This window comes from Chitinophaga sp. YR627, assembly GCF_900114995.1.
Taxonomy (GTDB): Bacteria; Bacteroidota; Bacteroidia; order Chitinophagales; family Chitinophagaceae; genus Chitinophaga.
In genome coordinates this window covers 24726-49175 of the sequence record NZ_FOUX01000005.1, presented here as the reverse complement: position 1 = coordinate 49175, position 24450 = coordinate 24726, and the positions used below count along the sequence as shown (strand labels likewise).

Genomic DNA, 24450 nt, shown 5'->3' with positions numbered 1-24450 from the left:
CCTTTTCCGTTAATTTTATTCCCGTCATAATCACCTGTAGAAAAGCCCTAAGTCGTCTGTAGCCCGATCCCACTTTAATCGTTAACCACTGTTACTAAAAACACAATTCATGAAAACACATGTACTGTTATTGCTATGCCTGTTATTGACAGGCCGTATTGCTGCACAGAAAACTGTCTTTATTCCGTCTGAATTTTCCTCAGCCCCACTCAACACCTGGTCTTATAGTAAGTCTTATCAGTCGGCCAATTTTGTGGTGTTCTGGGGGAATGTAGTGGGTACCAGTCCTGCGACCTATTCAGACCCTAATCTGCGTTTTAATCCGCAGTCTGTTTGCGATACCCTGGAAAAGATCTATACAAAGTTTGTCACAGAACTGGCCTTCTGTTCTGATGTGGCGACAAAGAACCTGGGTAAATACAAGATCATCATTGTGATGAATGATACCTGGGGTTCCGGTGGTCCATCCGGCTGGGCCTTTGGCGGTACTTATGGTAACACGATCGGCGCCATGTGGGTACATCCCAATGCCACCCGTGATGGTGCTGTGATCAGTCATGAACTGACGCATGCCCTGCAGGGAATGATCTCTATACAGGAAAATACCGTAGGTGGTGGTTATGTTGGCTGGGAACCGGCGGGTTTCTTCTGGGAAGCTCACGCTAACTACATGCGTACGCAGATGTATCCCCGTTTTGCAGGAGATGACCTGCCCCGCTGGATGGGGACCCAGAGCTTTCACCTGAGTTCTACCCGTCACCATTATGGTACCTTCAAATGGCTGTACACGATACAGGATGCAGAAGGAATCAATATGGTCAACAGACTATGGAAAGAGTCGCTTGCCAATGAGCATCCCCTGATCACCTACCGCCGCCTGAAAGGCTGGAATCAATCCCAGCTGAATGACTTTCTGTACAACTATGCAAAGAAAGAAGTGACCTATGACTATACCAGCAATAACTTCGGCAGTATTATGCGTGCTGCCAGGGAAGCGCTGAAAACGTCTGAACCGCACTACGTATGGCGGCTGTATACGCTATTGACGCAGATCAGTGCATCAACAGGCCGTTATGTAGTACCTGATGCATTTGCGCCGCAGGACTATGGCTATAATATCATTCCGTTGTATCCTACCTGTAGCTCCCGAACCGTAACGGTGAAATTCAAAGGACACACAGAGGTTAACAGTACAGCCGGATGGCGCTATGGTTTTGTGGCGACAAATGCCAACGGTACCGTTTCCCGCTATGGAGCCCTGAGCAGTGCCAATGAAAGCCAGATCAGTTTTCAGATGAACAGTAATGAAACCGGCCTGTATCTCGTAGTAATGGGTGCGCCAACTACGCATACTTCCTATGTATGGGAGCCTGGATGGCCGAAGATCAAAAGATATCCTTACGAATTGCGTATTGCGAATGCGCTTCCTGAAGGTTATCAGCCTGATTATCGTGCTGCTTACAAAACCAATGGACATACACACAGCAACGGCGGTGGCTGGGTATCCAATACTGCTACTGTAGCTGCAACTGCCTATGTAGGTCCGAAGGCGATTGTAAGGGGTTCTTCGAATGTATCCGGCAATGCACGGATAGAAGGGACTGCCTGGGTGGAAAATGCAACTGTACAGAATAATGTAGTGATCACCGGTAATGCCAATGTATGGGGCGGCACTTATTCCGGTTCCGCGAATATCAGTGAGAACGCGATCCTGAATAATTGTACCGTATCCGGTACTGCTATCATAAAAGGGAATGCCATGGAATGGGGTGTCAGCTTTGGTGCCGGTGTTACGGTAGGAGGGGATGCTGAAATTGGTAGTTGCAGTACGGCAGGTGTGTATTTACAGGTGCCACATACCAATAATGGCCGCACAGAATGTGACGGACAATCTGCCACACATACTTCCAATGCAGATGTGAATGCTGGCTATACACAGTTTACGGATACACAGATGGCTTTCTCCGGCAGTGTTGCCTGTACGGCTTTAGCTGCTGCACACGCGTCTGTTACAGCATTGAAAGATGTGGTAGTATATCCCAACCCTGTCCGCGGACAACTCAACATCAGCATGCGCAATTTTAGTCCTGATGAAGATGTATTGATATCACTATACAATAGCGCAGGTATTATAGTACTGAACAGAAAAATAAAAGCCACCCCTAATTTAACGCTGGACGCAGTGGCAGAGAAACTGCAACCGGGTGTGTATATATTAAAGGTGAGTGGGAGGAAAGAGTTTGTGAAGAAGATTGTTGTCAGTAAATAGCAGACAATCAGGAATCAGGAATTGAGCCGTTGATACAGCACAATTCCTGGTTCCTGATTCCTAGTTGACATTCCCCAGTAGTCTTTCCATCTCTATCTTCGCTGCTTCAAAATCATATACCGCTTCCAGGTACGCGGATCTCGCGGTTGTCAGTGATAACTCTGCGTCTACCAGTTCAAGCCTTGTAGCCGCTCCTCTTTCATAACGGTATTTTGTCAGGCGATAACTGCTTTCAGCGGTATTGGTCACTGTTGTCTGTGTTTGTATACGTTGATAAGTTTCATGCAGATTGGCAACGATCTGTTTTACCTGACCATGTAGTTTATCTGTGGCATCCGTATATTGAATACCTGCCTGTTGTTGTTCTATCTGTGCTTTTCTGACACGTTCATTATGTCTGCCACCTGCATAGATCGGCAGCGTGATTTTCGCGCCTACAAAAGAGGTAGAAGGGTAGTAGGCGTCATAGTATTTGAAACTGCTGGCCTGTGTTTGCAACAGATATTGCCCCACACCAGTTATAACAGGTAGTTTGGCATTCTTTGCGGTGGTGACCTCCTTTTGACGGATATCCCGTTGCAAAGACAATAACTGCAGTTCAGGCCTTTCCTGTAAGGAGCGGGCAAACAGAGAAGCCTCATCCGGCAAGATATCATTTTCAGGTGCCTGTAAGGTGTCTGCAACACGGATGTGTGCGGCGGGATCATCTCCCATCAGGATATTCAGTTGTTCTTTACTCACATCGATGGCATAACTGATCCGCAGCAGATCAGGCTCCAGATTCTTCCAGGAGGTATAGGCCCTGAGTGTGTCTACCAGTAAAGCTTTTCCCTGTATAAAGAGTGATCGGGCGTCTGCCAGTGCCCGTTTGTTTCGTTCGATACTTTCCTGTTGTAATTGTTTCCTTCTTTCCAGTACAAGGATGCGCAGATAGACCTGCCTGACTGCAGCGGTGATATCCGCTTCTTTCATGCGGTATTGCAGACGGCTCTGTGTTTCTTCCAGTTTGTTCTTTTCGATGGTGGATCTGTTCACCGGACTATAAATAGGTACGCTGATATCCACTGAGGCATTTGCCTGGTCTTTACCGCCAAAGCGGCCATAACCGATCTTGTCGGAAGGTATTGTACCTGCGTCTCCGAAGCCAAAGAAGAGCGGTTCCTGGAAATAGTGATTGACTGCGGAAGAGAAACTTACTTCCGGTCTGAGATAACTTCTGGAAATATTTGTCTGTGATTGTGCGCGGTCAATATTGAGCGCATCGGCTTTCAGGCTGTTATTGTTCCTGCGTGCTCTACTGATGACGCTATCCAGAGAGATATCCTGCGCCATCAGTTGGCCGGCGCCTGCATTCAGCAGCGCGAGTACAAGCGTGGCGGTGAATATATACCCTTTAAAATAATGATACTGTTTCATGATCTGTTTGTTTTAAATCCTCAAACCGCTGCGATGCTTTCATTCTTTTTCGTTGTATGTGCAGCTGGTTTTTTATGGGCGGAGAAGTAGGAATAGACAGCAGGGATGACATAGAGCGTCAATATACCTGCGAATACCAATCCGCCTACAACTACGATACCCAGTGACTTACGGCTGCCGGAAGAAGCGCCCAGCGAAAGCGCAATTGGCAGTGTACCTAATATCATAGCGAGGGTGGTCATGAGGATAGGTCTGAATCGTGATACTGCACTGGCCCTGGCGGCCTCCAGTGGCGAAGCACCTTCCTGTTTGGCATGGTTGGCAAACTCTACGATCAGGATACCATTTTTGGTGATCAGACCAATCAGCATAATGATACCGATCTGACTGAAGATATTGACCGTCTGTGCGGTGAACCAGAGACTCATTAATGCACCTGCGAGTGCCATAGGGACCGTCAGCAGGATGATAAAAGGATCACGCAGACTCTCAAACTGTGCAGCCAGTACGAGATAGATGAGCACAATGGCAAAGAGGAATGCGTACATCAGACTGGAACTACCTTCTGCATAGTCGCGGCTTTGTCCGGCGAGACTGGTGCGGAAATCTTTGGGTAATACCTTTTTCGTGATCTCATTCATTTCTTTGATCGCTTCCGCCAGACTGACACCCGGTGCCGGTGTTGCAGAGATGGTAGCACTGTATGCCTGATCATAGCGATAGATAGCAGATGGACTGATCGCGTCTTTCAGTTGTACGAGATTGTCCAGTGATACCATTTCACCTGTCGGTGTTTTGATATTCAGGGAACGCAGATCAGTAGGTGCGGAGCGATCCTTGCGGTCCAGTTGCCCGATCACTTCATACTGTCTGTCGTTGTAAATGAAATACCCGTATCTTCTTCCGCTTAGTGCCAGTTGCAGCGTACGCCCTATTTCTTCTGTAGAGATACCTAATTGCGCTGCTCTGTCACGGTCGATGCTGATACCTACTTCCGGGCGGTTGATCTTAAAGTCGGGGTCTGAGAAGACGAGTTTTTTATTTTTGTAGACTTCCTCCATGAGCTTCGGCATGAGGGCGGTCAGTTCTTTCAGTCCGGGCGCCTGTACGACGTACTGTACGGGTTGTGTATTATCGCCTGTACTGATGGTTGGAAACTGAATAGGGATGAACAACACATTACGGAACCTGCCGGATGCTGCTACCAGTTTATCATAGATCTGTGCCTGTGTCAGTTTACTTTTCCGGTGTTCCGGTTTCTCCAGGAAGATCCAGTGAAAGCCGCTGTTAACCGGTTGTTCCAGGTCGCCAACTGCACCTGCGGTGACTGCATAGGTGATATCATCCTTATGGTCGGGAATAGAGTCTTTGATATACTGACCTATTTCTTTCATGGTCGCTTCCATACTTTCAAAAGACGTTCCTTCCGGTGCGATCACCGCGATGCCGATACTGGAACGGTCTTCCAGTGGCGCCAGTTCAGAAGGCAGTTTGGGTAGCAGCCAGCAAGTTATTCCGAAGGAAGCAGCTAATAGTATAAACGCTACCCAGCGTACCCGCAGGAAGGCTTTTAATGACCTTTCATAGGCATTATTGAAGGCGATGAAGTAAGGTTCTGTCTTACGGTATAACCAGTTATGGCCGGTATGTGCTTTCAGCAGATAGGCGCTCATCATCGGAGATAATGTCAATGCGACGAATGCAGAGACCATCACTGATCCGGATACGACTACTGCGAATTCACGGAATAGTTGTCCGGTTACACCACCGAGGAAAAGAATGGGCAGGAATACAGTCGCCAGTGTGATAGTAGTAGATATCACGGCAAAAAAGATCTCATCAGATCCTTTGATCGCTGCTTCTTTTGGCGTCATGCCTTCTTCTACTTTACTATAGATGTTTTCCAGTACTACGATCGCATCATCCACTACCAGACCGATCGCCAGCACGAGACCCAGTAAGGTGAGTACGTTGATGGAGTAGTTAGCTACATACATGATGAAGAATGCGGAGATAATAGACACCGGGATAGCCACTAAAGGGATGATGGTACTACGCCAGTCACGCAGGAATATGAAGATGATCAGCGATACGAGCATAAAGGCCAGGAAAAGCGATTCTTCTACTTCTTCCAGTGAATTACGTACAGGTTCGGTAAAGTCCTTACCCAATGTGATCTCGTAGTCTTTGGGAGCTGTCTTTTTGATCTCTTCGAAACGTTTGTTAAACTCATCCACGATAGCGAGTGAGTTAGCGCCACGCTGCGGACTCACATTCGTACCCACGCTGAAATTAGCCGTAGGTCCTCTGAAGGTGATCATGGAGGTACGCTCGTTCTTAGACGACATGACGGCTATACCGATATCTTTGAAACGGATCATGGCGCCGTTTTTCTGGCTGATGATCATGTTGTTGAAATCATCTTCTGTGACCAGTCTTCCTTTTGTGCGGAGAGAGACTTCTGCATTTTGTCCTTCGATCCTGCCACTGGGCAGTTCTACGTTTTCACGCTGTAAGGCCTGTTGTATATCAGCTGGTGTCAGTCCGTAAGCACTCATCTTAACAGGGTCCATGCGCAGGCGCATAGATCTTTTACGACCTACATACACATTGACAAGACGTACACCAGGAATAGACTGCAGTCTTTCTTTGATATTGGTATTGACGAAGTCGGTGATATCTTCCAGACTTTTTGTTTTACTCTGTACGATCAGGAATACCAGTGCTTCTGAAGGACCTGACTTTTCTACCACAGGCGGTTCAATGTCTGTCGGTAGCTGCATCCTTGATTTGGATACCTTGTCGCGTACATCACTGGCCGCGGCTTCCAGGTCGGTATTCAGGTTGAATTCGACAGAAATAACACTGACCTGTTCACGGGAAACGGATTTGATGGTACGGATACCATTAGCTTCTGCAATCGCTTCTTCCAGTGGTTTGGTAACCTGTGATGCGATCACATCGGCGCTTGCGCCGGGATATACTGTTGTGATCGTGACTACCGGAGAATCGACTACCGGATATTCCCTGGTACCCAGGAAGAAATATCCGACGATACCCAGCAGCAGGATCAGTACTGACATGACAGCCGCCAGTACGGGGCGGGTGATACTTATTTTAGATAAAGATGCCATGATGGATGTTATTTGATGGAAGTAAATTGTACAGCTGCACCAGGTGAGAGGCGAAGCATGTTACTGGTGACTACTGTATCGCCGGTTGTCAGTCCTTCGGTGATGTGGATGGTATTGGCATTACGCTCGCCGGTCTTTACTGTTTTGATATCGGCCTTACCATTTTTTATCACAAATACGCTGTAGCCAGCTGCGGAGGGCATCAATGCCTGATTAGGCACCATCACAGCGTCCTTTACATTGTGTAAACTGACAGATACCCTGGCGCTCTGACCAGGCAGCAGTTCGCCGTCTGTATTGCCGGTAATGGCCCTTAGCAGCAGTGTACGGGTGTCATTGTTCAGCTTTGCTTCCTGCGCGATGATGGTACCATCGTAATCTTTATTGTTGGATTCCACTTTGAAGTGAATAGGATCGCCGGTTTTGAAATTGGCGGCATATTTTTCAGGAATGTAGAAGTCTACTTTTATCCTGCTTTTGTCTTCCAGGGTGGTGAGCGTTTGTCCGGGCGTAACCAGGGCGCCGGGATGTATATTCACCAGGCCTATTTTACCCGCAAAAGGAGCGGTTATACGCGTCTTTTCGATATTCACCCTGATCTGTCTGATCTGTGCCTGTAATACGCGTAAACTGGTTAATGCCTGGTCATAGTCCTGTTGTATGGCAGCCTGATTGGCGATCAGATCAGCCAGGCGGCGTTCATTGATGACAGCGAGTTTTTCCTGTTGCAGATATTGGTCGAGTTGCGCCTGTAGATCCGCATCATCTAATTTAAACAACAGGGTACCAGCGCCCACCTGTTTACCTTCTGCCGCATATACGCTGCTTACCTTTCTGCTTAATTCACTCATGATATTCACTTCCTGTACCGCGGCGAGTGTACCGGAGATCTCCATGTTTTCGGAAAGGTTTTCCGGTTTGAGTATCATCGCATCCACGGGAATACCGGGAGTCGCTACCTTTGTATGATCCTGTTTTTTGTCGGATGCGGATGTTGCGCAGGCGGATAGCGTTATCACAATACCTGCGAATAATAGTAGTGTTTGTTGTTTGATAAGATCGTTACTCATCGTATTGTATTTTATGTTTTATGGTGATGTACGGGCATGGCAATGTCATGCCGGCATATGGATGCCGGTTATTCTCCTGGTTGCGCATTTATGATGTATGCTTAGCTACGGTAAGACTTAGGTGTTACCTGTACATTCTTTTTAAAGAAGTTGATAAAGTGTGGTAGTTCTTCGAAACCCAGACACCAGGAGATCTCAGAGATGTTCCAGTCTGTATATTTCAGTAAGGAACGGGCTTCCTGTAATATACGCTGTGAGATCAGTTGTGAAGTGGTTTTACCAGTAGTCTCCTTCAGTGCCCTGTTCAGTGAATTGACATGCACGGATAGTTGTCCGGCGAAATCAGTTGGTGAACGGAATTTCACCCGTTGCATGGGAGAGGAGATAGGGAACTGTCTTTCGAGTAGTTCCAGAAAGAGAGATGCGATACGAGCGAAGGCATTACTATTGGTAAATAATGTGGTGGCCGGTTCCATTTTCATGGCTTCGTGTACGAGTTCGAATACAAGGTTTCTGATCACATCGTATTTGTAGGTATACTCCGAACTGATCTCATCAAACATACGGTTGAAGACGTTGGAGATACGTTGTTTTTGTGTGTCAGAAAGAAAATAGATCGGATGCCCACCAGGTTTGAATACCGGGTATTCGTTGAGTTTTGCAGCGCCAAACTGATGAAAGAATGACTCTGTGAATATGCAGACATATCCGGAAAGTGTGTCTCCCATTGGTTCCCAGTGATAGGGGACATTGGGATTGCCAAAGATCAGTGCATTGTCTTCTATCTGAATGGTTTTATCTGCATATTCATATTTATGGCGACCATTGATCAGGCTTACTTTAAAGTATTCCTTACGTACATACGACTCACATTTAGTACTGTTATGTACAAAATCACTCAGTCTGAATACATTGAAATGACCCAGTTCGTTCTTCAGATTCTCTGGCATCCAATTGAGCTTGGCGCGGTAGAAATCCTCAACAGTATATATTTGGTCCATGGTGTATAGATTAAATAACGATGCAAAATTATATCCTTTCACAGGGGGGACTGCTACCATATTCAATCTATTTGCTGCAAAAATCAAACATAGGGGAAGCTGGCTTAATATGAAGGAAATGGGGAGTAGTTACAATACTAAAAGAGTAATATGTGAAAAATTGCAATATTATCATTAGTACATAACTTTGCTCACTGGAAAGTTAGCGCTGAGTTTACCTGAAATATCTCCTATACTAAATTATATCTCTAATGAATAGATGTTGGTTTTTACTTTTTTGTATTGTTATCTGGGCGTGTAATGAAACGTCCAAAGCGGTTGTCGTAAATGACAGCACAATCGTGGCTTCTCAAAAAGATACTGCTGTAGGAAGCCGTGCTATTGAAGAGGAGCAATCAGGAAATAGGAGTGGTATAGATTGTGATGAAGCACTTAATCGGATGTTTCAGACAAGCAATTATACGCCACTTGAAAATTTGCAACTATCGGGTTATCGCATCCACATCAGCGATGAGCCAGGTGATGATGGCTCATTGGGGATAAATGTTTATCATATAAGTAACGGGGATAGTGCATTATTGGGAATATTAAATCTTGATCTGGAAACCGGGACGCTAATTGATCTGTCTCCCAGCAGGGATAGTGTGTTAACACTTACATACGATTCAAGCTGGCTTAAAATTATACGAAAACAATGTGGTCAATAGTAAAGGAGTTATAACGTATTTCTTGCTGTATTTTCCGCATTACACCGCTATTACACCGGTATTATGCCGCTATCTCTTCGCTCATGAGCGGACAAATAGCGGCATAATACCGGCGTAGTAAGGGTTTAATCGAAGGAATAGGGCGAAAAAGCGGCGCAGACAAGTATTTCCGCCGAAAAGATCACCTCCCCACAGAACGCCGGGTCAACCATTTCTCAAACACTGCTACCAGGTTGCTCTCGACAAAAGGTTTAGTGACAAAATCATCCATACCTGCGGCCAGACACTTATCACGTTCTCCTTTTACATTACCGGCTGTCAGTGCGATAATAGGGATGTGTACATGCGGACTCAATTCTCTGATCCTGCCGGTGGCTTCATAGCCATTCACAATAGGCATCTGGATATCCATGAAGATCATATCGGGCAGGTGTTGTTCACAACTCTCCACGGCTTCCCGGCCGTTTTTCACTTCTACGATCTGGGAGGCCGGTGCGATCTTCCGGATAATCGTGCTGGCCAGCAGCATATTGATAGGGTTATCTTCAGCAATGAGTATTCTGATATTACCTTTTATTTTTCGGGATTCTTTATTGACCTGTAGTGTATTCTCCATATCTTCTTTCGTGTACAGATGAGACAGGGCATGAAACATCTCCTGTATCTTGATAGGTTTAAGCAGCCGCTGACTGACATGCAGTTCTTCGCAGGCCCTGATCAGCTTTTCATCGTCGGCTGAACTATGTAACAGGATGATGGCGGGATGTTTATCCAGTTCGCTGAAATTCTCCCTGATCTTACGGATAGTTTCGATACCATCCATGACCGGCATATGGTAATCCATCAGGATGACGTCATAGTGCTGTTTGGTCATCAGGAATTGTAAAGCCTCAATACCATTGGCAGCTTCGTCAAAACGGATGTTTTTCAGCTGCAGCATGGTTTTAAGGATCGTCCGGTTGTTGATATTATCATCCACGATGAGTACATCCCTGACGAGGTCCATGTTACCCCATTCTATTGGTTCGCCGTCTTCAGTTCTGACGGTCAGATCAAAGAAGAAGGTACTGCCTTTGCCGGTTGCACTTTCCAGTTGCAGTCTGCTACCCATCAGGGCCAGGAGTTTATTGGAAATGCTTAATCCGAGTCCGGTACCGCCATATCTTTTAGTCGTGGAAATATCCTCCTGGAGGAAGGCTTCGAATATCTTCTCCTGTTTGTTTTTACGGATGCCGATACCGGTATCCCGCACTTCAAAACGGATGGTTGTCATACCCAGGGAAGGGTAGGCGATCGGTTTTATCTCCAGTTCAATTTCTCCTTTTTCGGTGAATTTAACTGCGTTGCTTAACAGGTTGAGTAAGATCTGTTTGAGTCTGACGATATCCGCCCACATAAAACGGGGGAGTTCAGGAGATACGTTCAGCAACATTTCCAGGCCTTTCTGCTGTGCCTGAAAACTTAATATATCACTCGCCTGACTACTAAATTCATAGATATCACATTTACTGATATCCAGTTCTATTTTACCAGCTTCTATCTTGGAGAAATCAAGAATATCATTAATGATGCTCAGCAGGGAATTAGCGGATTGATTGACAATCGACACGTATTGCTGCTGTGTTTCGGTTAAGGCTGTTTTGAGTACGAGGTCAGTGAAGCCGATCACGCCATTGAGCGGTGTACGGATTTCATGGCTCATATTGGCCAGGAATTCCGACTTGGCTTTACTGGCATATTCCGCCTGGATCTTGGCCTCTTTTAAGTCGCGTTCTGCCTTTTTTCTTTCGGTGATATCTACCGCAATGCCGAGATAACCGGTAATAACCGCATTGTCCTTTATCGGGGTTACCACCATTGATATGATGATCTGTGAGCCGTCTTTACGGATATAGGTCCATTCCCGGCGCTCAGAGCCTTCCAGTTCGGGTACATAGGTGAATACCCCGAAACCTTCGATATGCTGTCCGGATAAGGCAGATAATTCGATTCCACGGTTAATGATCTCTTCTTCCGCATGCAGGATGGTCCAGGATGCCTTTCCGGTGACCTCTCTGGCTTCATATCCCAGCAGTCTTTCTGCACCTGTGTTAAAGAGGGTGATGATGCCTTCGTGGTCAGTTGCGATGATGCTGACCTCAGAAGCAGATTCCAGTACATCTTCCAGTAGTTGCCTGGACTGCTGAATGGCGAGGTCCGCCTTTTTCTTTTCGTCAATATCCTGGAAGGTGCCGTATAATCTTTTACACACGCCGTCTTCAAACTCGGCATGCCCTATTGATCTGATCCATAGTTTTCTGCCGCGCCAGGTGGTGATCTGTAATTCTATCTGCCAGGGAGAACCGTCGAGGACAGCCTGTTGTACAACGGCGTCCAGTTGTGCGCGGTTCCCATTGGTATAAAATGACCAGGCATTTTCGGGTGTGAGCCTGAAGTCTTCGGGAACTTCATGTATTTCACAGGTAACGGTCGACCAGTATAATTTCTGATTGCTGAGATCAAACTCCCATCCACCGATACGGGCGACCTGGTTGGTACGCTCCAGGAGCTCCTTGGTGCGTTTGAGGTCTGTTTCCAGTTCATGGCGCTCGGTGATATCGGCGGCATTGCCAATGACATAGGCGCCGCCTTTCCCGTCGTTGACCAGCACATTGTTAAACAGCCAGATACGGATATGCCCTTTCTTATGCTGTGTATGCATCAGGCCCGTCAATTTACCTTTAGTTCTGACATTGATGAGATATTGGTCAAGGTCAGCATGGTATTGTTGCGGGATCAGCTGGTAGAGATTCATCTGTAAGAGTTCCTCTATACTGTATCCGACGCTGTCAGCACTTGCTTTATTGACGTAGGTAATATTACCGGCGAGGTCATGCCGGCACATCATTCCCAGCGAGTTTTCAAAGAAAGTACGGGCATTGGTCTCACTTTCGATCAGGGCCTGCTCTTTGAGTGTTTCACTGGTAATATCCCGGCCCATGGCAAAGATGTTTCCGGTGTGCGGTTCGGGCGTGGCCACCCATTGTATCAGGCGGTAATCGCCGTCGGCAGTCCTTACGCGGTGAGCAAAAGAAATGGTGGATTCACCTTTCCCTATTTTCGCGAGTTCCTTTCCGGTGCTGGCCGTATCATCAGGATGCACCAGGTCGAGCGCGGACATCGTCTGCAGGTCCGCTTCCGGCCAGCCAAGCACTGTGGTGAATGCTTTATTAAATTGCCACAATCTGCCGGAGAAATCAGTGATACATACCAGTCCTTCGGAAAGGTCAAACAGCCTGGTGAAATAATGCATTTCTTCCCTCCGCCGGTTCATTTGTATGGTACTGGAGATCTTTTCTGCAATGATGGACAAGGCCGTCTGCTCGTTGCTGGTCAGACTGGCCGGTTCGGTATGCATGACAATGAACGCACCCAGCATAAAGCCCTGCTTATCGCGCAACGGGAAACCCGCAAATGCACGTATATGAGGCGCTGCCACAACCGCTTTGTTATCGCGGGTGAGGGGATCATTGAGGGTGTCTGTTACTTCTGTGAAGAGGCCTTTGCGCACGATCTGCTGCATAAAGCCCCATTCAGGCGATGTTTCCTGTACACCAGGTACAGCGGTAGCAGAAATGATCAGTTGTTGGTCATTTCCGGCAATACAGATTGCGGAAAAGGGAAAATGACAGATAAGGGGCGCCAGTATGCTAAACTGATCGAGGGACGGCTGGGGTATGAGTTGCAACAACCCGTACTCCTGGAGCGCTCTTAACCTTTCCATCTCACTTTTGGGGGCAGCATTCTCATTCATATGGACATGGAACTATAGCTGCAATATAGTCAGATAATCAATACATACTGAGTTTCAATAAAAAAGGGGGAAACAGGCCCTGAAACTTATCAGGTGAGATGTCACTTATTTATGTTAATTTCTGCACACCATTGGTGAAAACCTGCAATATCCTATTCAACCTCAACTGGTATTTTTGAAAAAAGGGTGATCAACCAAATCTTGTCAAACAGAACCAAAAGGACTCGTGAAGAAAACATTTTTTTGCATCGATGCGCATACCTGCGGGAATCCCGTCAGGTTAGTAGCCGGGGGAGGACCTGCACTCCACGGAAATAATATGAGTGAAAAGCGGAATCATTTTCTGAAAGAATATGACTGGATCAGAACAGGACTGATGTTCGAACCCCGTGGTCATGACATGATGAGCGGCAGTATCCTGTATGCGCCGCATGATCCGGCCAATGACGTGGGGGTACTGTTTATCGAAACCAGTGGTTGTCTGCCGATGTGCGGACATGGTACCATCGGTACGATCACGATTGCGATAGAGGAAGGACTTATTCAGCCAAAGACGCCCGGACTGGTACGTATGGAGGCGCCGGCAGGACTGGTACTCATCGAATACAAACAGGAGGGAAAAAAGGTGAAAAGCGTCAAACTGACCAATGTGGCTTCCTATCTGGCGGCGACAGACCTGGAGGTAGAATGCCCGGATCTGGGACTGCTGAAAGTGGACGTGTCCTACGGCGGCAACTATTACGCGATCGTGGATGTACAGGAGAACTTTCCCGGACTGGAACACTATACGGCTTCTCAGCTGATCGGCTGGGCCAGGGAATTGCGGAAGCGCATCAATGAAAAATACACCTTCGTACACCCGGACAATCCTCATATAAACGGCTGTTCACACGTATTATGGACCGGCGCGGTCATGGACCCTGCATCTACTGCCCGCAATGCAGTTTTTTACGGTGATAAGGCTATTGACCGTTCTCCCTGCGGTACCGGTACTTCGGCCCGTATGGCGCAATGGTATGCCAAAGGCAAACTGAAAAAAGGCGACAACTTCATTCACGAGAGTATCATCGGTTCCCGTTTTATCGGGACGATAGAAGAAGAGACCACGGTAGCCGGCGTACCGGCCATCAGACCAGGTATCGAAGGCTGGGCCAGAATTTACGGATATAATACCATTACAATAGACCCGGAAGATGATCCGTATGCATACGGATTACAGGTGATTTAAACTACAATATGGAAGTACTCATTATCGGTGGAGGAATTATAGGTCTGAGCAGCGCTTTTTATCTGCAACAGGCAGGATATGCAGTTACTGTGATCGACAGAACGGATATGCAGCAGGGTTGTTCCTATGGCAACGCAGGATACATTTGTCCCAGTCATTTTGTGCCACTGGCAACGCCAGGTATTGTCAGACAGGGACTAAAATGGATGCTGAACGCTAAAAGTCCCTTTTATATCAGGCCCAGTCTGAGTCCGGATATGATCAGCTGGGGATGGCAGTTTATGAAAAGCGCCACCCGGGAACACGTGGAGCGCTCTGCAGTCCCCCTGAGGGATATTGCCCTGTTGAGCAAACGCCTGTATGAGGAATGGACACAGGTACCCGGACTGGACTTTTCCTATGATCCGCAGGGGATGCTGGAGTTATTCAATACGGAAGAGAACCTGCATCATGCGGAAGAGACTATAAAAGAGGCTAAATCGCTGGGCTTGGATGCCCGGCTGATAGATAAGGCCACCCTACAGCAAATGGAGCCGGATACGGCTATAAATGCGTTAGGAGCGGTTTATTTTCCGGGGGATGCGCAGCTGTATCCCAATCAGCTGATGCAAAATCTGAAAGACTGGCTGCGCACACACGCTGTACAGTTCAGGGGCAATGAGGAAGTGACGGGATTTATTACGGAGGGCAATAGGGTAAAAGGCGTCAAAACTACATCCGCCGTATACGCAGCAGATCATGTGGTAGTTGCGGCAGGTGTATGGAGCCGGGAGTTGGCCAGGGAACTGCAACTGAAGATCCCGATGGTTGGTGGCCGTGGTTACTCCGTTACCTTTGAAAATGCGCCCTATAAAGTAAGACATTCGGTTATTCTCAGCGAAGCGAGGGTCGCTATTTCTCCTATGAATGGCAATAAGATCCGCTTTGGCGGTACAATGGAAATTACCGGACTCAATGCACCTCCGCGTATGCAGCGGGTACAGGGCATCCTGGAGTCTGTAAAAAGATATTTTCCGGCTTATGATATCCCTTTACCGGCACCGGAGGATGTATGGTACGGGTACCGTCCATGTAGTGCCGACGGATTACCGCATATCGGAACGCTGGAACGTTATCCGAATGTGACAGTGGCCACCGGGCATTCCATGCTGGGGATCAGTCTGGGAGCGGGTACTGGTAAACTGGTCGGCGAACTGGTAACCAAAGCGCCATTATCCATGGATATCTCGCCTTTTAAAGTGGAAAGATTCAGTTAAACCAACTTATGATGAAATTTATTTACTGCTTGTTAACAGCTGGCTGTCTGATAGCCGGCCGGGGCTTTGCGCAGGAAAAAGACATGCCGTCTCTTCAGCAGCATTATAACGCTGACAGGGGAAGCCTGCTGCGTTTCTACCGGATAGAAAATGCGCCGGAAAGAAGGGACCGGTTTAAGGTCTTTTATAACGATTATCTGCAACAGCTCAACGGATTGGATTTTGAGAAACTGTCCGTTGGAGAACGGGTGGATTATGTGCTCTTCAAACTGAAATTACAGGACGAAATACGGCAGCTGGAGATAGAAGAAACGGAGTATAAACAGGTGGCGGACTGGTTTCCGCAGGCAGATAAGATCTATGCATCAGAGAAGCTGAGAAGGAGAGGCACGAAACAGGATGCAGCTGCACTGGCGCTGACACTACGGGAAATGTCCATCGGATTGCAGGAAAAAGCGAAACAACTGGGTGCTGCAAAGGGATTGAATATCGTTTTGCTTCGCAGAGGGGCGGCTGTTACCAGAGGATTACAGACGGCGCTGCATAGTATTCATGATTTTTATGATGGTTACGATCCGCAGTTCACGTGGTGGATACCGGCGCCCTATAAACAACTGGATAGCGTGTTAAAAGCTTATGGAGAGCTCTGGCAGCAACAGATCAAAACCATGCCGGGAGGTAAGGACGACGGCAGTGGCATTGCCGGTTATCCGATCGGGAGAGATGAACTGGTACGGCAGCTGCAAAATGAGCTGATCCCATATTCCCCGGAAGAATTAATTGAAATTGCCAATAAGGAATTTGCTTTCTGTGATGCAGAAATGCTGAAGGCCAGCGAGGAAATGGGATTCGGAAAGGACTGGCATAAGGCGATGGAGAAGGTGAAGAATACGTATGTGCCTGCCGGAGAACAGCCGGATGCGATCATGAAAATATATGATGAGTCGATGGCTTTTCTGAAAGAGAAAAACCTGATCACGATTCCGCCATTAGCGGCCGAGACCTGGCGGATGATCATGATGACGCCGGACAGGCAACTGGTGAATCCCTTCTTTACAGGAGGAGAGGTGCTGAGTATTTCCTATCCCACCAATGATATGGAAGAGGCGGATAAGCTGATGAGTATGAGGGGGAATAACCCGCATTTCTCCCGTGCTACCGTGCACCACGAACTGTTTGCCGGTCATGCACTGGAAGAATTCATGAACAACCGTTATAAGACCTACCGCAATTTCGATACGCCTTTCTGGATCGAGGGTTGGTCATTGTACTGGGAGATGTTGCTGTGGGATATGAAATTCCCCCGTTCACCAGAAGACCGTATCGGGATGTTGTTCTGGCGGATGCACCGTTGTGCACGTATCCTTTTTTCGCTGAATTATCACCTGGGCAAATGGACGCCACAGCAATGTATCGACTTCCTGGTGGACAGGGTAGGCCATGAAAGAGCAAATGCAGCAGGAGAAGTACGCCGTTCATTTAAAGGCGATTACAGTCCCTTGTACCAGGTGGCATATATGATTGGTGGATTACAGTTTATGGCGCTGAAGAAAGAGCTGGTAGACAGTGGTAAGATGACGTATCAGCAGTACCACGATGCGGTGATGAAGGAGAATTCGCTGCCGGTGGAAATGTTGCGTGTGATACTGACGAATCAGCGGATAGGAAAGGATTTCAAAACAAACTGGCGTTTTTATAAGCTCTAAGTTACGTTCCTGCGATAAAAAAAAGGCCTGACACATCGTGCAGGCCTTTTTTTTATCGCAGAATATGATGGTGGAGAAGCGCTTATTTGAAAGCAACTCCTATACCCAGTGTAATCTGATGTGTTTTCCAGTCGTACTGAGGCGCCGGAATATTGTTGACATTGGTCAGGCCCAGTACGTAGCGGCCGATGAAACGAACGTTACCAACATTGATCTGCGCACCGGCAACAGCGCCGATATCGCTTTTCTTGAAGGCGTCTCTGTTAGCTTTCAGCAGGTTTTCATCGATGAAGTACATGTAAGTGTACTGCGCACCGAGGTTAAAGGTCAGCGCCTGGATCGGTGAGTAGCGTACCAGTAATGGAATGCTCGCTGCACTTACCTTGATCTTGTCTCTGCCTTCCGTATTGTGATAGGTCACATATTTCTGGGCAAAGTCATTTCCTTTTTTAGCTGAAGTCTGTGTAAAAAGCAATTCCGGCTGGATACCCCATTTTTTGTCCTTTGACAGGTCGAATTCGAAGAAAGCTCCTCCCTGAAATCCTGGTTTATAGCTTGGGTTAATGCCCTCTCCTTTAAAATTAGAGAACATTAACGTGGCCTTCAACCCGTAATTTACACGTTGTGCAGTAGCTGCCGTTCCTGTAATTACTGCAAGGATCCCTGCCAGTAATAATCCTTTTTTCATAGATACTAATTGACGATTACAGATGATCAAAAATGAATTACGTCGCTTGTCCGCAATTCAGGCTAAAAAATTCGCGGGCAAACATACGTAATTCATGCTAGATCATAATTATTATGTCCTAAAAGTTTTGTCAGATGTTAGATATCCTTTAGGGCCAGGGGTTTAAAATGACCTTGCACTACAGGACAGAATCCCTGTAATTATCGACGAACTGCAAAAAAGTATCTTTTATTGCCTGGCGAACGCTTCTCTTCTTTTTTTATTTATTATTGTTTTCCAGTAACATTGTGGTCGAATATGGACCATCTTATCGTAATAATTTTCGCTTTGATCTCCTGTGCCGCACTGGGAGCGGTTATAAAGGTTGTCATCAGGAGTAATCAGTTAAAAACCAGCATTGCCGTTCTGGAAACTCAATTGTCAGCCCTCAATGAGACAGCAGGGGGCCTGCGTACCCAGGTGCAGGATAAACAATCTGAAATAGAGCAGTTGCATACCCGTCTGCAGATCATGCAGGAGGAGACGATCCGCATTGAAAGTAACGGGGAAGCCCGTTATCGCGAAGCGGAGAACCGTCTGCGTGAACAGCAGGAGTTTATCGATCATTCCAATGAGAAGCTGAAAGAAGCTTTTAATTCCATTTCTGCGGAAGCGCTGAAGCACAACAATGCCTCTTTTGTGGCGCTGGCGAAGTCGGTGCTGGAAACGCAGGTAACGGATGCAAAAGGTGATCTGGAGAAGAGACAGCAGGCAATTGATGCGCTGGTAAAACCATTGAACGAGACCCTGCACCGCTTTGACGAAAATATGCGTCAGCTGGAGAGTAACCGTCAGCAGCAGTACGGACAGATCAACCAGTTCATACTGGGGATCCAGCAAAGCACGGAAAAACTGCAGAAGGAAACCCATAACCTGGTGAGCGCGCTGAAGACCTCGCATATCAGGGGCCGTTACGGAGAGATCGCGCTGCGCAGGGTCGTGGAGTTTGCCGGTATGACGGAACACTGTGATTTCAATGAGCAGGTATCTGTGCAATCCGAGGACGGCGTATTACGTCCGGATATGATCATCAAGCTGCCGGAAGGAAAGACGATCATTGTTGACTCTAAAGTGCCGCTGAACGCTTATATGCGTGCTTTTGAAACAGAAGATGAAGAAGAACGCAAAGTATTCCTGAACCAGCATGCTGCAGCCGTACGCGATCACCTGAAGAAACTGAGTGCCAAAGCTTACTGGAGTCAGTGGCAGCATTCGCCAGACTACGTGATCCTGTATATGCAGATCGAGTCTTCCTTTGGCGCTGCCCTGCAGGCTGATCCGACCCTGATAGAGGACGGTATCCGTAATAAGGTGGTATTTGCGACCCCGACCACCCTGATCACCTTGCTGCGCACGGTAGGATTTGTATGGCAGCAGCTGCATGTGGCGGCCAATATCGAGGATATACGCATGGCAGGAATAGAGCTGTACAACCGTACAAACGTATTATTAAGACACTTCACTAACATAGGCGGCAGTCTGAAAACGGTACTCAACCACTACAACGATGCCGTCGCCTCCCTTGAAAGCCGGTTTGTGCCACAGGCACGGAAATTGTACAGTCTGGGACCAGCGCTGAAGCATCCGTTGCCTGACGTAAAGCCAATAGAAGCGGGTGTGAGATACAGTGCACTGCAACAGGAAGAATCCATGCCGGAAGAAGGAGAGGATACCAGGTGAAACAATATTGATTATTTTGTGGCTGATTTTTAATTTGTATTAAACAACAACCACGTAATTAATGGTTCACTCTACTCAAGGTCTGAAAAGAACTGTGGGCTTGCTATGCCTGTCCCTTTGCACACTGCCTACGCTGACACATGCGCAGCAGACAGAAACGATCACCCGTAAAGGCTATACGCTCGAATACACGAACAAGGCGCCTGATTTCGACACCGCTGTCGGAAAACGGCTGATCGAGGCATTCTTTGTGGTTTATCCGAAAGAAGCTGCGCGCTACAACAAGAAAACAGCAAAAAAGGTAACTTTTGTAATCGATCCTGCCTATGACGGCGTTGCTGCTACCAGCGGAGATGTAGTTACTTTCAATCCTGCCTGGTTCCGTAGTCATCCGGGTGATATCGATGTCGTAACGCATGAAGCCATGCACATCGTACAGGCTTATCCTCACCGTGCTGGTCCTGGCTGGATCACAGAAGGAATCGCTGATTATGTCAGGAATGAGATGGGGGTAGACAATGCCGGCGCTAAATGGGCTTTGCCTGAATTTAACGAAAAGCAGCACTACACACAGAGCTACAGAATTACAGCCCGTTTCCTCTTATGGATCGAAAAACATAAGAATAAGAACATAGTGAGGAAACTGGATTCCTCAATGCGTGAAAAAAAATACACAGCTGAGATCTGGAAAGAGCTTACAGGAAGCACACTGGATGAACTGTGGAAAGAATATGCCGCCAACCCGGCCATTTAATTCCAAAAGGTCCTGTCCCGCAAGGGGCGGGGCCCTTTTGATGATATACACTGCTTAAGTATTTACAGGTTTTAACTATAATGGATGAAAGTGAAAGCTACTTTTAAAAGGAATCTGCTGATTGGATTTGGGGTATCACTGCTACTGCTGGTGGTGAGCTCCGTTGCCTCTTTTTTTAGTATTCGCAATCTCCTGGCCAGTGCCTACTGGGTGGATCATACTAATACGGTGATCCTCAAACTGGAAAGTACATTGTCTTTTATGAAGGATGCGGAAACCGGTCAGCGCGGTTTTCTGTTAACAGGAGACGACCGTTTCCTGGACCCCTATAAAGGCGCCTATGACAGCGTACAGGCCACGCTTAATAATCTGAAAGATCTTACACAGGATAATAACGAGCAGCAGGTGGCTGTGGAGCAGTTACGCCTGTTGGTGGTACGCCGCCAGTCATTACTGCGTGAATCGATTCAGGCGCGTAAGAACGGTCAGACGATCAGTTTTGATACCTTACAGAACGGGCGTATTATCATGGATGATGCCCGCCGGTTGGTAAGTTATATGGAAGACCGGGAAAAGAAATTACTGGCTGTCCGTACGGCAAGCCTTAACCGCATTTCCGGTTATACACCTATTCTTATCGTGATAGCCGCATTATTAGCCCTGCTGATCACTTCTGTCTTTTATATACGCGTCAAACGTGATTTTGAAGAACGTTCCCGTTTGCAGGAAGCACTGGAAGAGAAAGATCGTGAGATCACCCGCCGTATTGATATTATACGAAGTATTGCAGAAAAGATCTCTGCGGGCGATTACACCATCCGGGTGAACGATGAAGAAAAAGATGGTTTGGGTAGCCTGTCCATCTCCCTGAATAAAATGGCACTCTCCCTGGAAACTTCCTTCAACGAACTGGCAGACAAGGAATGGCATCAGACGGGTGTTGCTGGACTGAATAACAGGATGGTGGGTGAGAAAGGAGTGGAGATGTTAACCGCACATATTATTGAATTTCTGGCAGAATATACACATAGCCAGGTAGCAGCATTATACCTTACAGGCCCTGCTGATAAATTATACCTGACCGGTAGTTTCGCACTCGCGAATACTGCCAACCGCCGGGAAATACCTGTCGGACAGGGAATGGTCGGACAATGTGCCGCCAGTGGCAAAACATTGTTGTTACAGGATATCACCCCTGAAAATATTACGATCAGTTATGCCAGCGGAGAGATCCGTCCAAGGAATATCGTGGCAGTGCCGATTCACTATGAGGGATATGTCAGAGGTGTGATCGAACTGGCTTCACTGACCGCTTACACACCCAATGACCTGGCTTTCCTGGAATCAGTGACGCATAATATCGGAGTGGCGATCAATACCTCCGAAAACCGCCGCCGTGTGCAGGAACTCCTGGAGGAGACACAGGCACAGTCAGAAGAATTGCAGGTACAACACGGAGAACTGGAAAACATCAATACCGAACTGGAAGCACAGGCGCAAAAGCTGCAGGCTTCCGAAGAGGAATTGCGTGTACAGCAGGAAGAACTGCAACAGGCCAACCAGGAACTGGAGGAACGTTCCCGTTTGCTGGAAGACCGCAACCAGGTGATCGTAGAGCGTAACCTGGAAATACAGAAGAAAGCAGAAGAGCTGGAAATCAGTACGAAATATAAATCGGAGTTCCTGGCGAATATGTCCCATGAACTGCGTACGCCATTAAACTCTATCCTGTTGCTGAGCAGACTGATGGCGGAGAACAATGAAAAGAACCTTTCAGATGACCAGATAGAATCCGCACAGGTGATCCAGAGTTCCGGTAAGGGGCTGTTGAACCTGATCGATGAGATCCTGGATCTGTCCAAGATCGAAGCCGGTAAGATGGACCTGGAGTTTGCAGCAGTACCGGTACATGAGATCTGTAACGATATGGAGGCGCTGTTCGGACCTATTGCCCGCGAAAAGAACCTGGCCCTGAATGTTCAGGTAATGGCAGATGCGCCGGCATTGATAGAAACCGACAAGATGCGTTTAGAGCAGATCCTGAAAAACCTGCTGTCCAATGCGCTGAAGTTTACTGCAAAAGGTGCTGTTACCCTCCAGGTGACGGCAGTTGCGCAGGACCCTTCCGTTGTAAGATTCGCCGTGAGAGATACTGGTATCGGTATACCGGTTGAAAAACAGCAGGTGATATTCGAAGCCTTCAAACAGGCAGATGGTTCTACCCGTCGTAAATATGGTGGTACAGGATTAGGCCTGTCTATCAGCCGTGAACTGGCAAAACTGCTGGGTGGCGAGATCAGGCTGGATAGTGAGCCGGGACATGGCAGTGAGTTTGTTGTTACGATCCCGCTTCATCCGCAGGAGGGCAAAGAACAATCCATACAGGAAGCTACACAGCAACAGGCGGAGGAAGTGTACCATGCAGCAGTAAAGGCGAGGGAAAAGAAAGACGATTATATCGCGACGGAAATACCACAGGAAATACCTGATGACAGGGATAACCTGAAGGCTGAAGACAAGACCATTCTGATTGTGGAGGATGATACAAAATACGCAGGCATCCTGCTGGATTTCACCCGTAAACGTGGTTATAAAGGCATTGTAGCGGTACGCGGGGATCATGGTATTGAGATGGCGCAACGTTACAGACCGGCAGCTATCCTGCTGGATATCGTATTACCGGTACAGAGTGGCTGGCAGGTAATGGAAGCACTGAAATCCAATCCGGTGACCCGTCCGATTCCGGTGCATATTATTTCTTCACTGGAAGCGAAGAAGGAGAGTCTGCAGAAAGGAGCGGTAGATTTCATCAACAAGCCAATGGCGCTGGACAGAATGCCACAGATCTTCCAGCAACTGGAAAATGCATTGATGCAGAATCCGAAGAAAGTGCTGATCGTGGAGGAGAATCCGAAACACGCAGAGGCGCTGGCATACTTCCTGGAAAACTTTAATGTCAGTACGGAGATCACAGGCAATATCACCAGCAGCGTAGCAGCTTTACAGAAAAAGGACGTCAATTGCGTGATCCTGGATATGGGTGTACCTGACCAGCATGCATATGAGACGCTGGAAACAGTGAAGAGCAACCCGGGACTGGAGAATCTGCCGATCATTATCTTCACCGGTAAGAATCTGTCCCGTGCAGAGGAAAACCGCATTCGTCAGTATGCAGATTCTATCGTGATCAAAACGGCTCATTCCTATCAGCGTATGCTGGATGAGGTAGCGCTGTTCCTGCACCTGGTAGAAGAAAAGGCTGGTCATAATAAGCCGGCCCGGAAACAACAGGGGCCACTGAAAGAAGTGTTACAGGGTAAGACAGTGCTGATCGCAGATGATGATGTACGTAATATCTTCTCTCTCACAAAAGCGCTGGAACAGCATAAGATGACGATCATTTCTGCGCTGGATGGAAAAGAGGCGATGCAGCAGCTGGAGAATAATCCTAAGATAGATATTGTACTGATGGATATGATGATGCCGGAAATGGATGGTTATGAGACGATCCGGACCATCAGGGATATCCCTAAATACAGACATCTGCCGATACTGGCGGTGACAGCCAAAACGATGCTGGGCGACCGTGAGAAATGTATCAGGGCGGGCGCCTCTGACTATATCTCCAAACCGGTGGATATAGACCAGCTGGTGTCACTGTTACGGGTGTGGTTGTATGATAATGCAAGAGGTTGATCATTAAAAGACT

General features: G+C 47.5%; 14 protein-coding genes. 8 read left to right on the top strand and 6 right to left on the bottom strand.

From position 1 onward, the window contains the following. The first annotated feature begins 109 nt into the window (after positions 1-109). Positions 110-2269, top strand: a complete 2160-nt coding sequence (locus BMZ72_RS25060) for a DUF6055 domain-containing protein (protein WP_089812444.1) — start codon at positions 110-112, stop codon at positions 2267-2269. Between the two features lie 60 nt (positions 2270-2329). Here the strand turns inward: BMZ72_RS25060 and BMZ72_RS25055 are convergent, their stop codons facing one another. From BMZ72_RS25055 to BMZ72_RS25040, 4 genes are all read right to left on the bottom strand, one after another. After that, positions 2330-3685 carry a TolC family protein gene (locus BMZ72_RS25055; protein WP_089812443.1) on the bottom strand — a complete coding sequence of 452 codons (1356 nt, stop codon included), beginning with the start codon at positions 3683-3685 and terminating at the stop codon, positions 2330-2332. A 20-nt stretch (positions 3686-3705) separates the two neighbouring features. Beyond that, positions 3706-6819 carry an efflux RND transporter permease subunit gene (locus BMZ72_RS25050; RefSeq protein WP_089812442.1) on the bottom strand — a complete coding sequence of 1038 codons (3114 nt, stop codon included), beginning with the start codon at positions 6817-6819 and terminating at the stop codon, positions 3706-3708. An 8-nt stretch (positions 6820-6827) separates the two neighbouring features. Further along, complete coding sequence (locus BMZ72_RS25045) at positions 6828-7889, bottom strand: efflux RND transporter periplasmic adaptor subunit (RefSeq protein WP_089812441.1); 1062 nt, start codon at positions 7887-7889, stop codon at positions 6828-6830. A gap of 101 nt (positions 7890-7990) precedes the next feature. Further along, the gene (locus BMZ72_RS25040; RefSeq protein ID WP_177222929.1) at positions 7991-8890 is read right to left on the bottom strand and encodes a helix-turn-helix domain-containing protein; all 900 of its coding nucleotides are present in this window, start codon (positions 8888-8890) and stop codon (positions 7991-7993) included. A gap of 251 nt (positions 8891-9141) precedes the next feature. Here BMZ72_RS25040 and BMZ72_RS25035 point away from each other — a divergent pair, with 251 nt between their 5' ends. Beyond that, positions 9142-9597: a hypothetical protein gene (locus BMZ72_RS25035; RefSeq protein ID WP_089812439.1), complete on the top strand. Its 456-nt coding sequence runs from the start codon at positions 9142-9144 to the stop codon at positions 9595-9597. Positions 9598-9778: 181 nt separating this feature from the next. Here BMZ72_RS25035 and BMZ72_RS25030 read toward each other — a convergent pair whose 3' ends face one another. Beyond that, a complete protein-coding gene (locus BMZ72_RS25030) occupies positions 9779-13390 on the bottom strand; it encodes a PAS domain S-box protein (RefSeq protein WP_089812438.1) in 3612 nt (1203 codons plus the stop codon). Between the two features lie 226 nt (positions 13391-13616). Here BMZ72_RS25030 and BMZ72_RS25025 point away from each other — a divergent pair, with 226 nt between their 5' ends. From BMZ72_RS25025 to BMZ72_RS25015, 3 genes are read left to right on the top strand one after another with little or no spacing between them, the layout of a single operon-like run. Then, on the top strand, positions 13617-14618 hold the full coding sequence (locus BMZ72_RS25025; RefSeq protein ID WP_089812437.1) for a 4-hydroxyproline epimerase: 1002 nt from the start codon (positions 13617-13619) through the stop codon (positions 14616-14618). An 8-nt stretch (positions 14619-14626) separates the two neighbouring features. Then, positions 14627-15874, top strand: a complete 1248-nt coding sequence (locus BMZ72_RS25020) for an NAD(P)/FAD-dependent oxidoreductase (protein ID WP_089812436.1) — start codon at positions 14627-14629, stop codon at positions 15872-15874. Positions 15875-15882: 8 nt separating this feature from the next. After that, positions 15883-17580 (top strand): DUF885 family protein, encoded by a 1698-nt coding sequence (locus BMZ72_RS25015; RefSeq protein ID WP_255373288.1) that lies wholly within the window; start codon positions 15883-15885, stop codon positions 17578-17580. Positions 17581-17662: 82 nt separating this feature from the next. Here BMZ72_RS25015 and BMZ72_RS25010 read toward each other — a convergent pair whose 3' ends face one another. After that, positions 17663-18268, bottom strand: a complete 606-nt coding sequence (locus BMZ72_RS25010) for a porin family protein (protein ID WP_089812434.1) — start codon at positions 18266-18268, stop codon at positions 17663-17665. Positions 18269-18565: 297 nt separating this feature from the next. Here BMZ72_RS25010 and rmuC point away from each other — a divergent pair, with 297 nt between their 5' ends. From rmuC to BMZ72_RS24995, 3 genes are all read left to right on the top strand, one after another. Further along, positions 18566-19987: a DNA recombination protein RmuC gene (rmuC, locus tag BMZ72_RS25005; RefSeq protein ID WP_089812433.1), complete on the top strand. Its 1422-nt coding sequence runs from the start codon at positions 18566-18568 to the stop codon at positions 19985-19987. 61 nt (positions 19988-20048) lie between these two features. Next, positions 20049-20741 (top strand): basic secretory protein-like protein, encoded by a 693-nt coding sequence (locus BMZ72_RS25000; protein WP_089812432.1) that lies wholly within the window; start codon positions 20049-20051, stop codon positions 20739-20741. 84 nt (positions 20742-20825) lie between these two features. After that, complete coding sequence (locus tag BMZ72_RS24995; protein ID WP_089812431.1) at positions 20826-24437, top strand: response regulator; 3612 nt, start codon at positions 20826-20828, stop codon at positions 24435-24437. Positions 24438-24450 lie beyond the last annotated feature (13 nt).

Bases quoted from the DNA above. Each gene is read 5' to 3' on its own strand.
- BMZ72_RS25060 (WP_089812444.1), top strand. From the start codon at position 110: ATGAAAACACATGTACTGTTATTGCTATGCCTGTTATTGACAGGCCGT.
- BMZ72_RS25055 (WP_089812443.1), bottom strand. From the start codon at position 3,685: ATGAAACAGTATCATTATTTTAAAGGGTATATATTCACCGCCACGCTT.
- BMZ72_RS25050 (WP_089812442.1), bottom strand. From the start codon at position 6,819: ATGGCATCTTTATCTAAAATAAGTATCACCCGCCCCGTACTGGCGGCT.
- BMZ72_RS25045 (WP_089812441.1), bottom strand. From the start codon at position 7,889: ATGAGTAACGATCTTATCAAACAACAAACACTACTATTATTCGCAGGT.
- BMZ72_RS25040 (WP_177222929.1), bottom strand. From the start codon at position 8,890: ATGGACCAAATATATACTGTTGAGGATTTCTACCGCGCCAAGCTCAAT.
- BMZ72_RS25035 (WP_089812439.1), top strand. From the start codon at position 9,142: ATGAATAGATGTTGGTTTTTACTTTTTTGTATTGTTATCTGGGCGTGT.
- BMZ72_RS25030 (WP_089812438.1), bottom strand. From the start codon at position 13,390: ATGAATGAGAATGCTGCCCCCAAAAGTGAGATGGAAAGGTTAAGAGCG.
- BMZ72_RS25020 (WP_089812436.1), top strand. From the start codon at position 14,627: ATGGAAGTACTCATTATCGGTGGAGGAATTATAGGTCTGAGCAGCGCT.
- BMZ72_RS25015 (WP_255373288.1), top strand. From the start codon at position 15,883: ATGATGAAATTTATTTACTGCTTGTTAACAGCTGGCTGTCTGATAGCC.
- BMZ72_RS25010 (WP_089812434.1), bottom strand. From the start codon at position 18,268: ATGAAAAAAGGATTATTACTGGCAGGGATCCTTGCAGTAATTACAGGA.
- rmuC (WP_089812433.1), top strand. From the start codon at position 18,566: ATGGACCATCTTATCGTAATAATTTTCGCTTTGATCTCCTGTGCCGCA.
- BMZ72_RS25000 (WP_089812432.1), top strand. From the start codon at position 20,049: ATGGTTCACTCTACTCAAGGTCTGAAAAGAACTGTGGGCTTGCTATGC.
- BMZ72_RS24995 (WP_089812431.1), top strand. From the start codon at position 20,826: ATGAAAGTGAAAGCTACTTTTAAAAGGAATCTGCTGATTGGATTTGGG.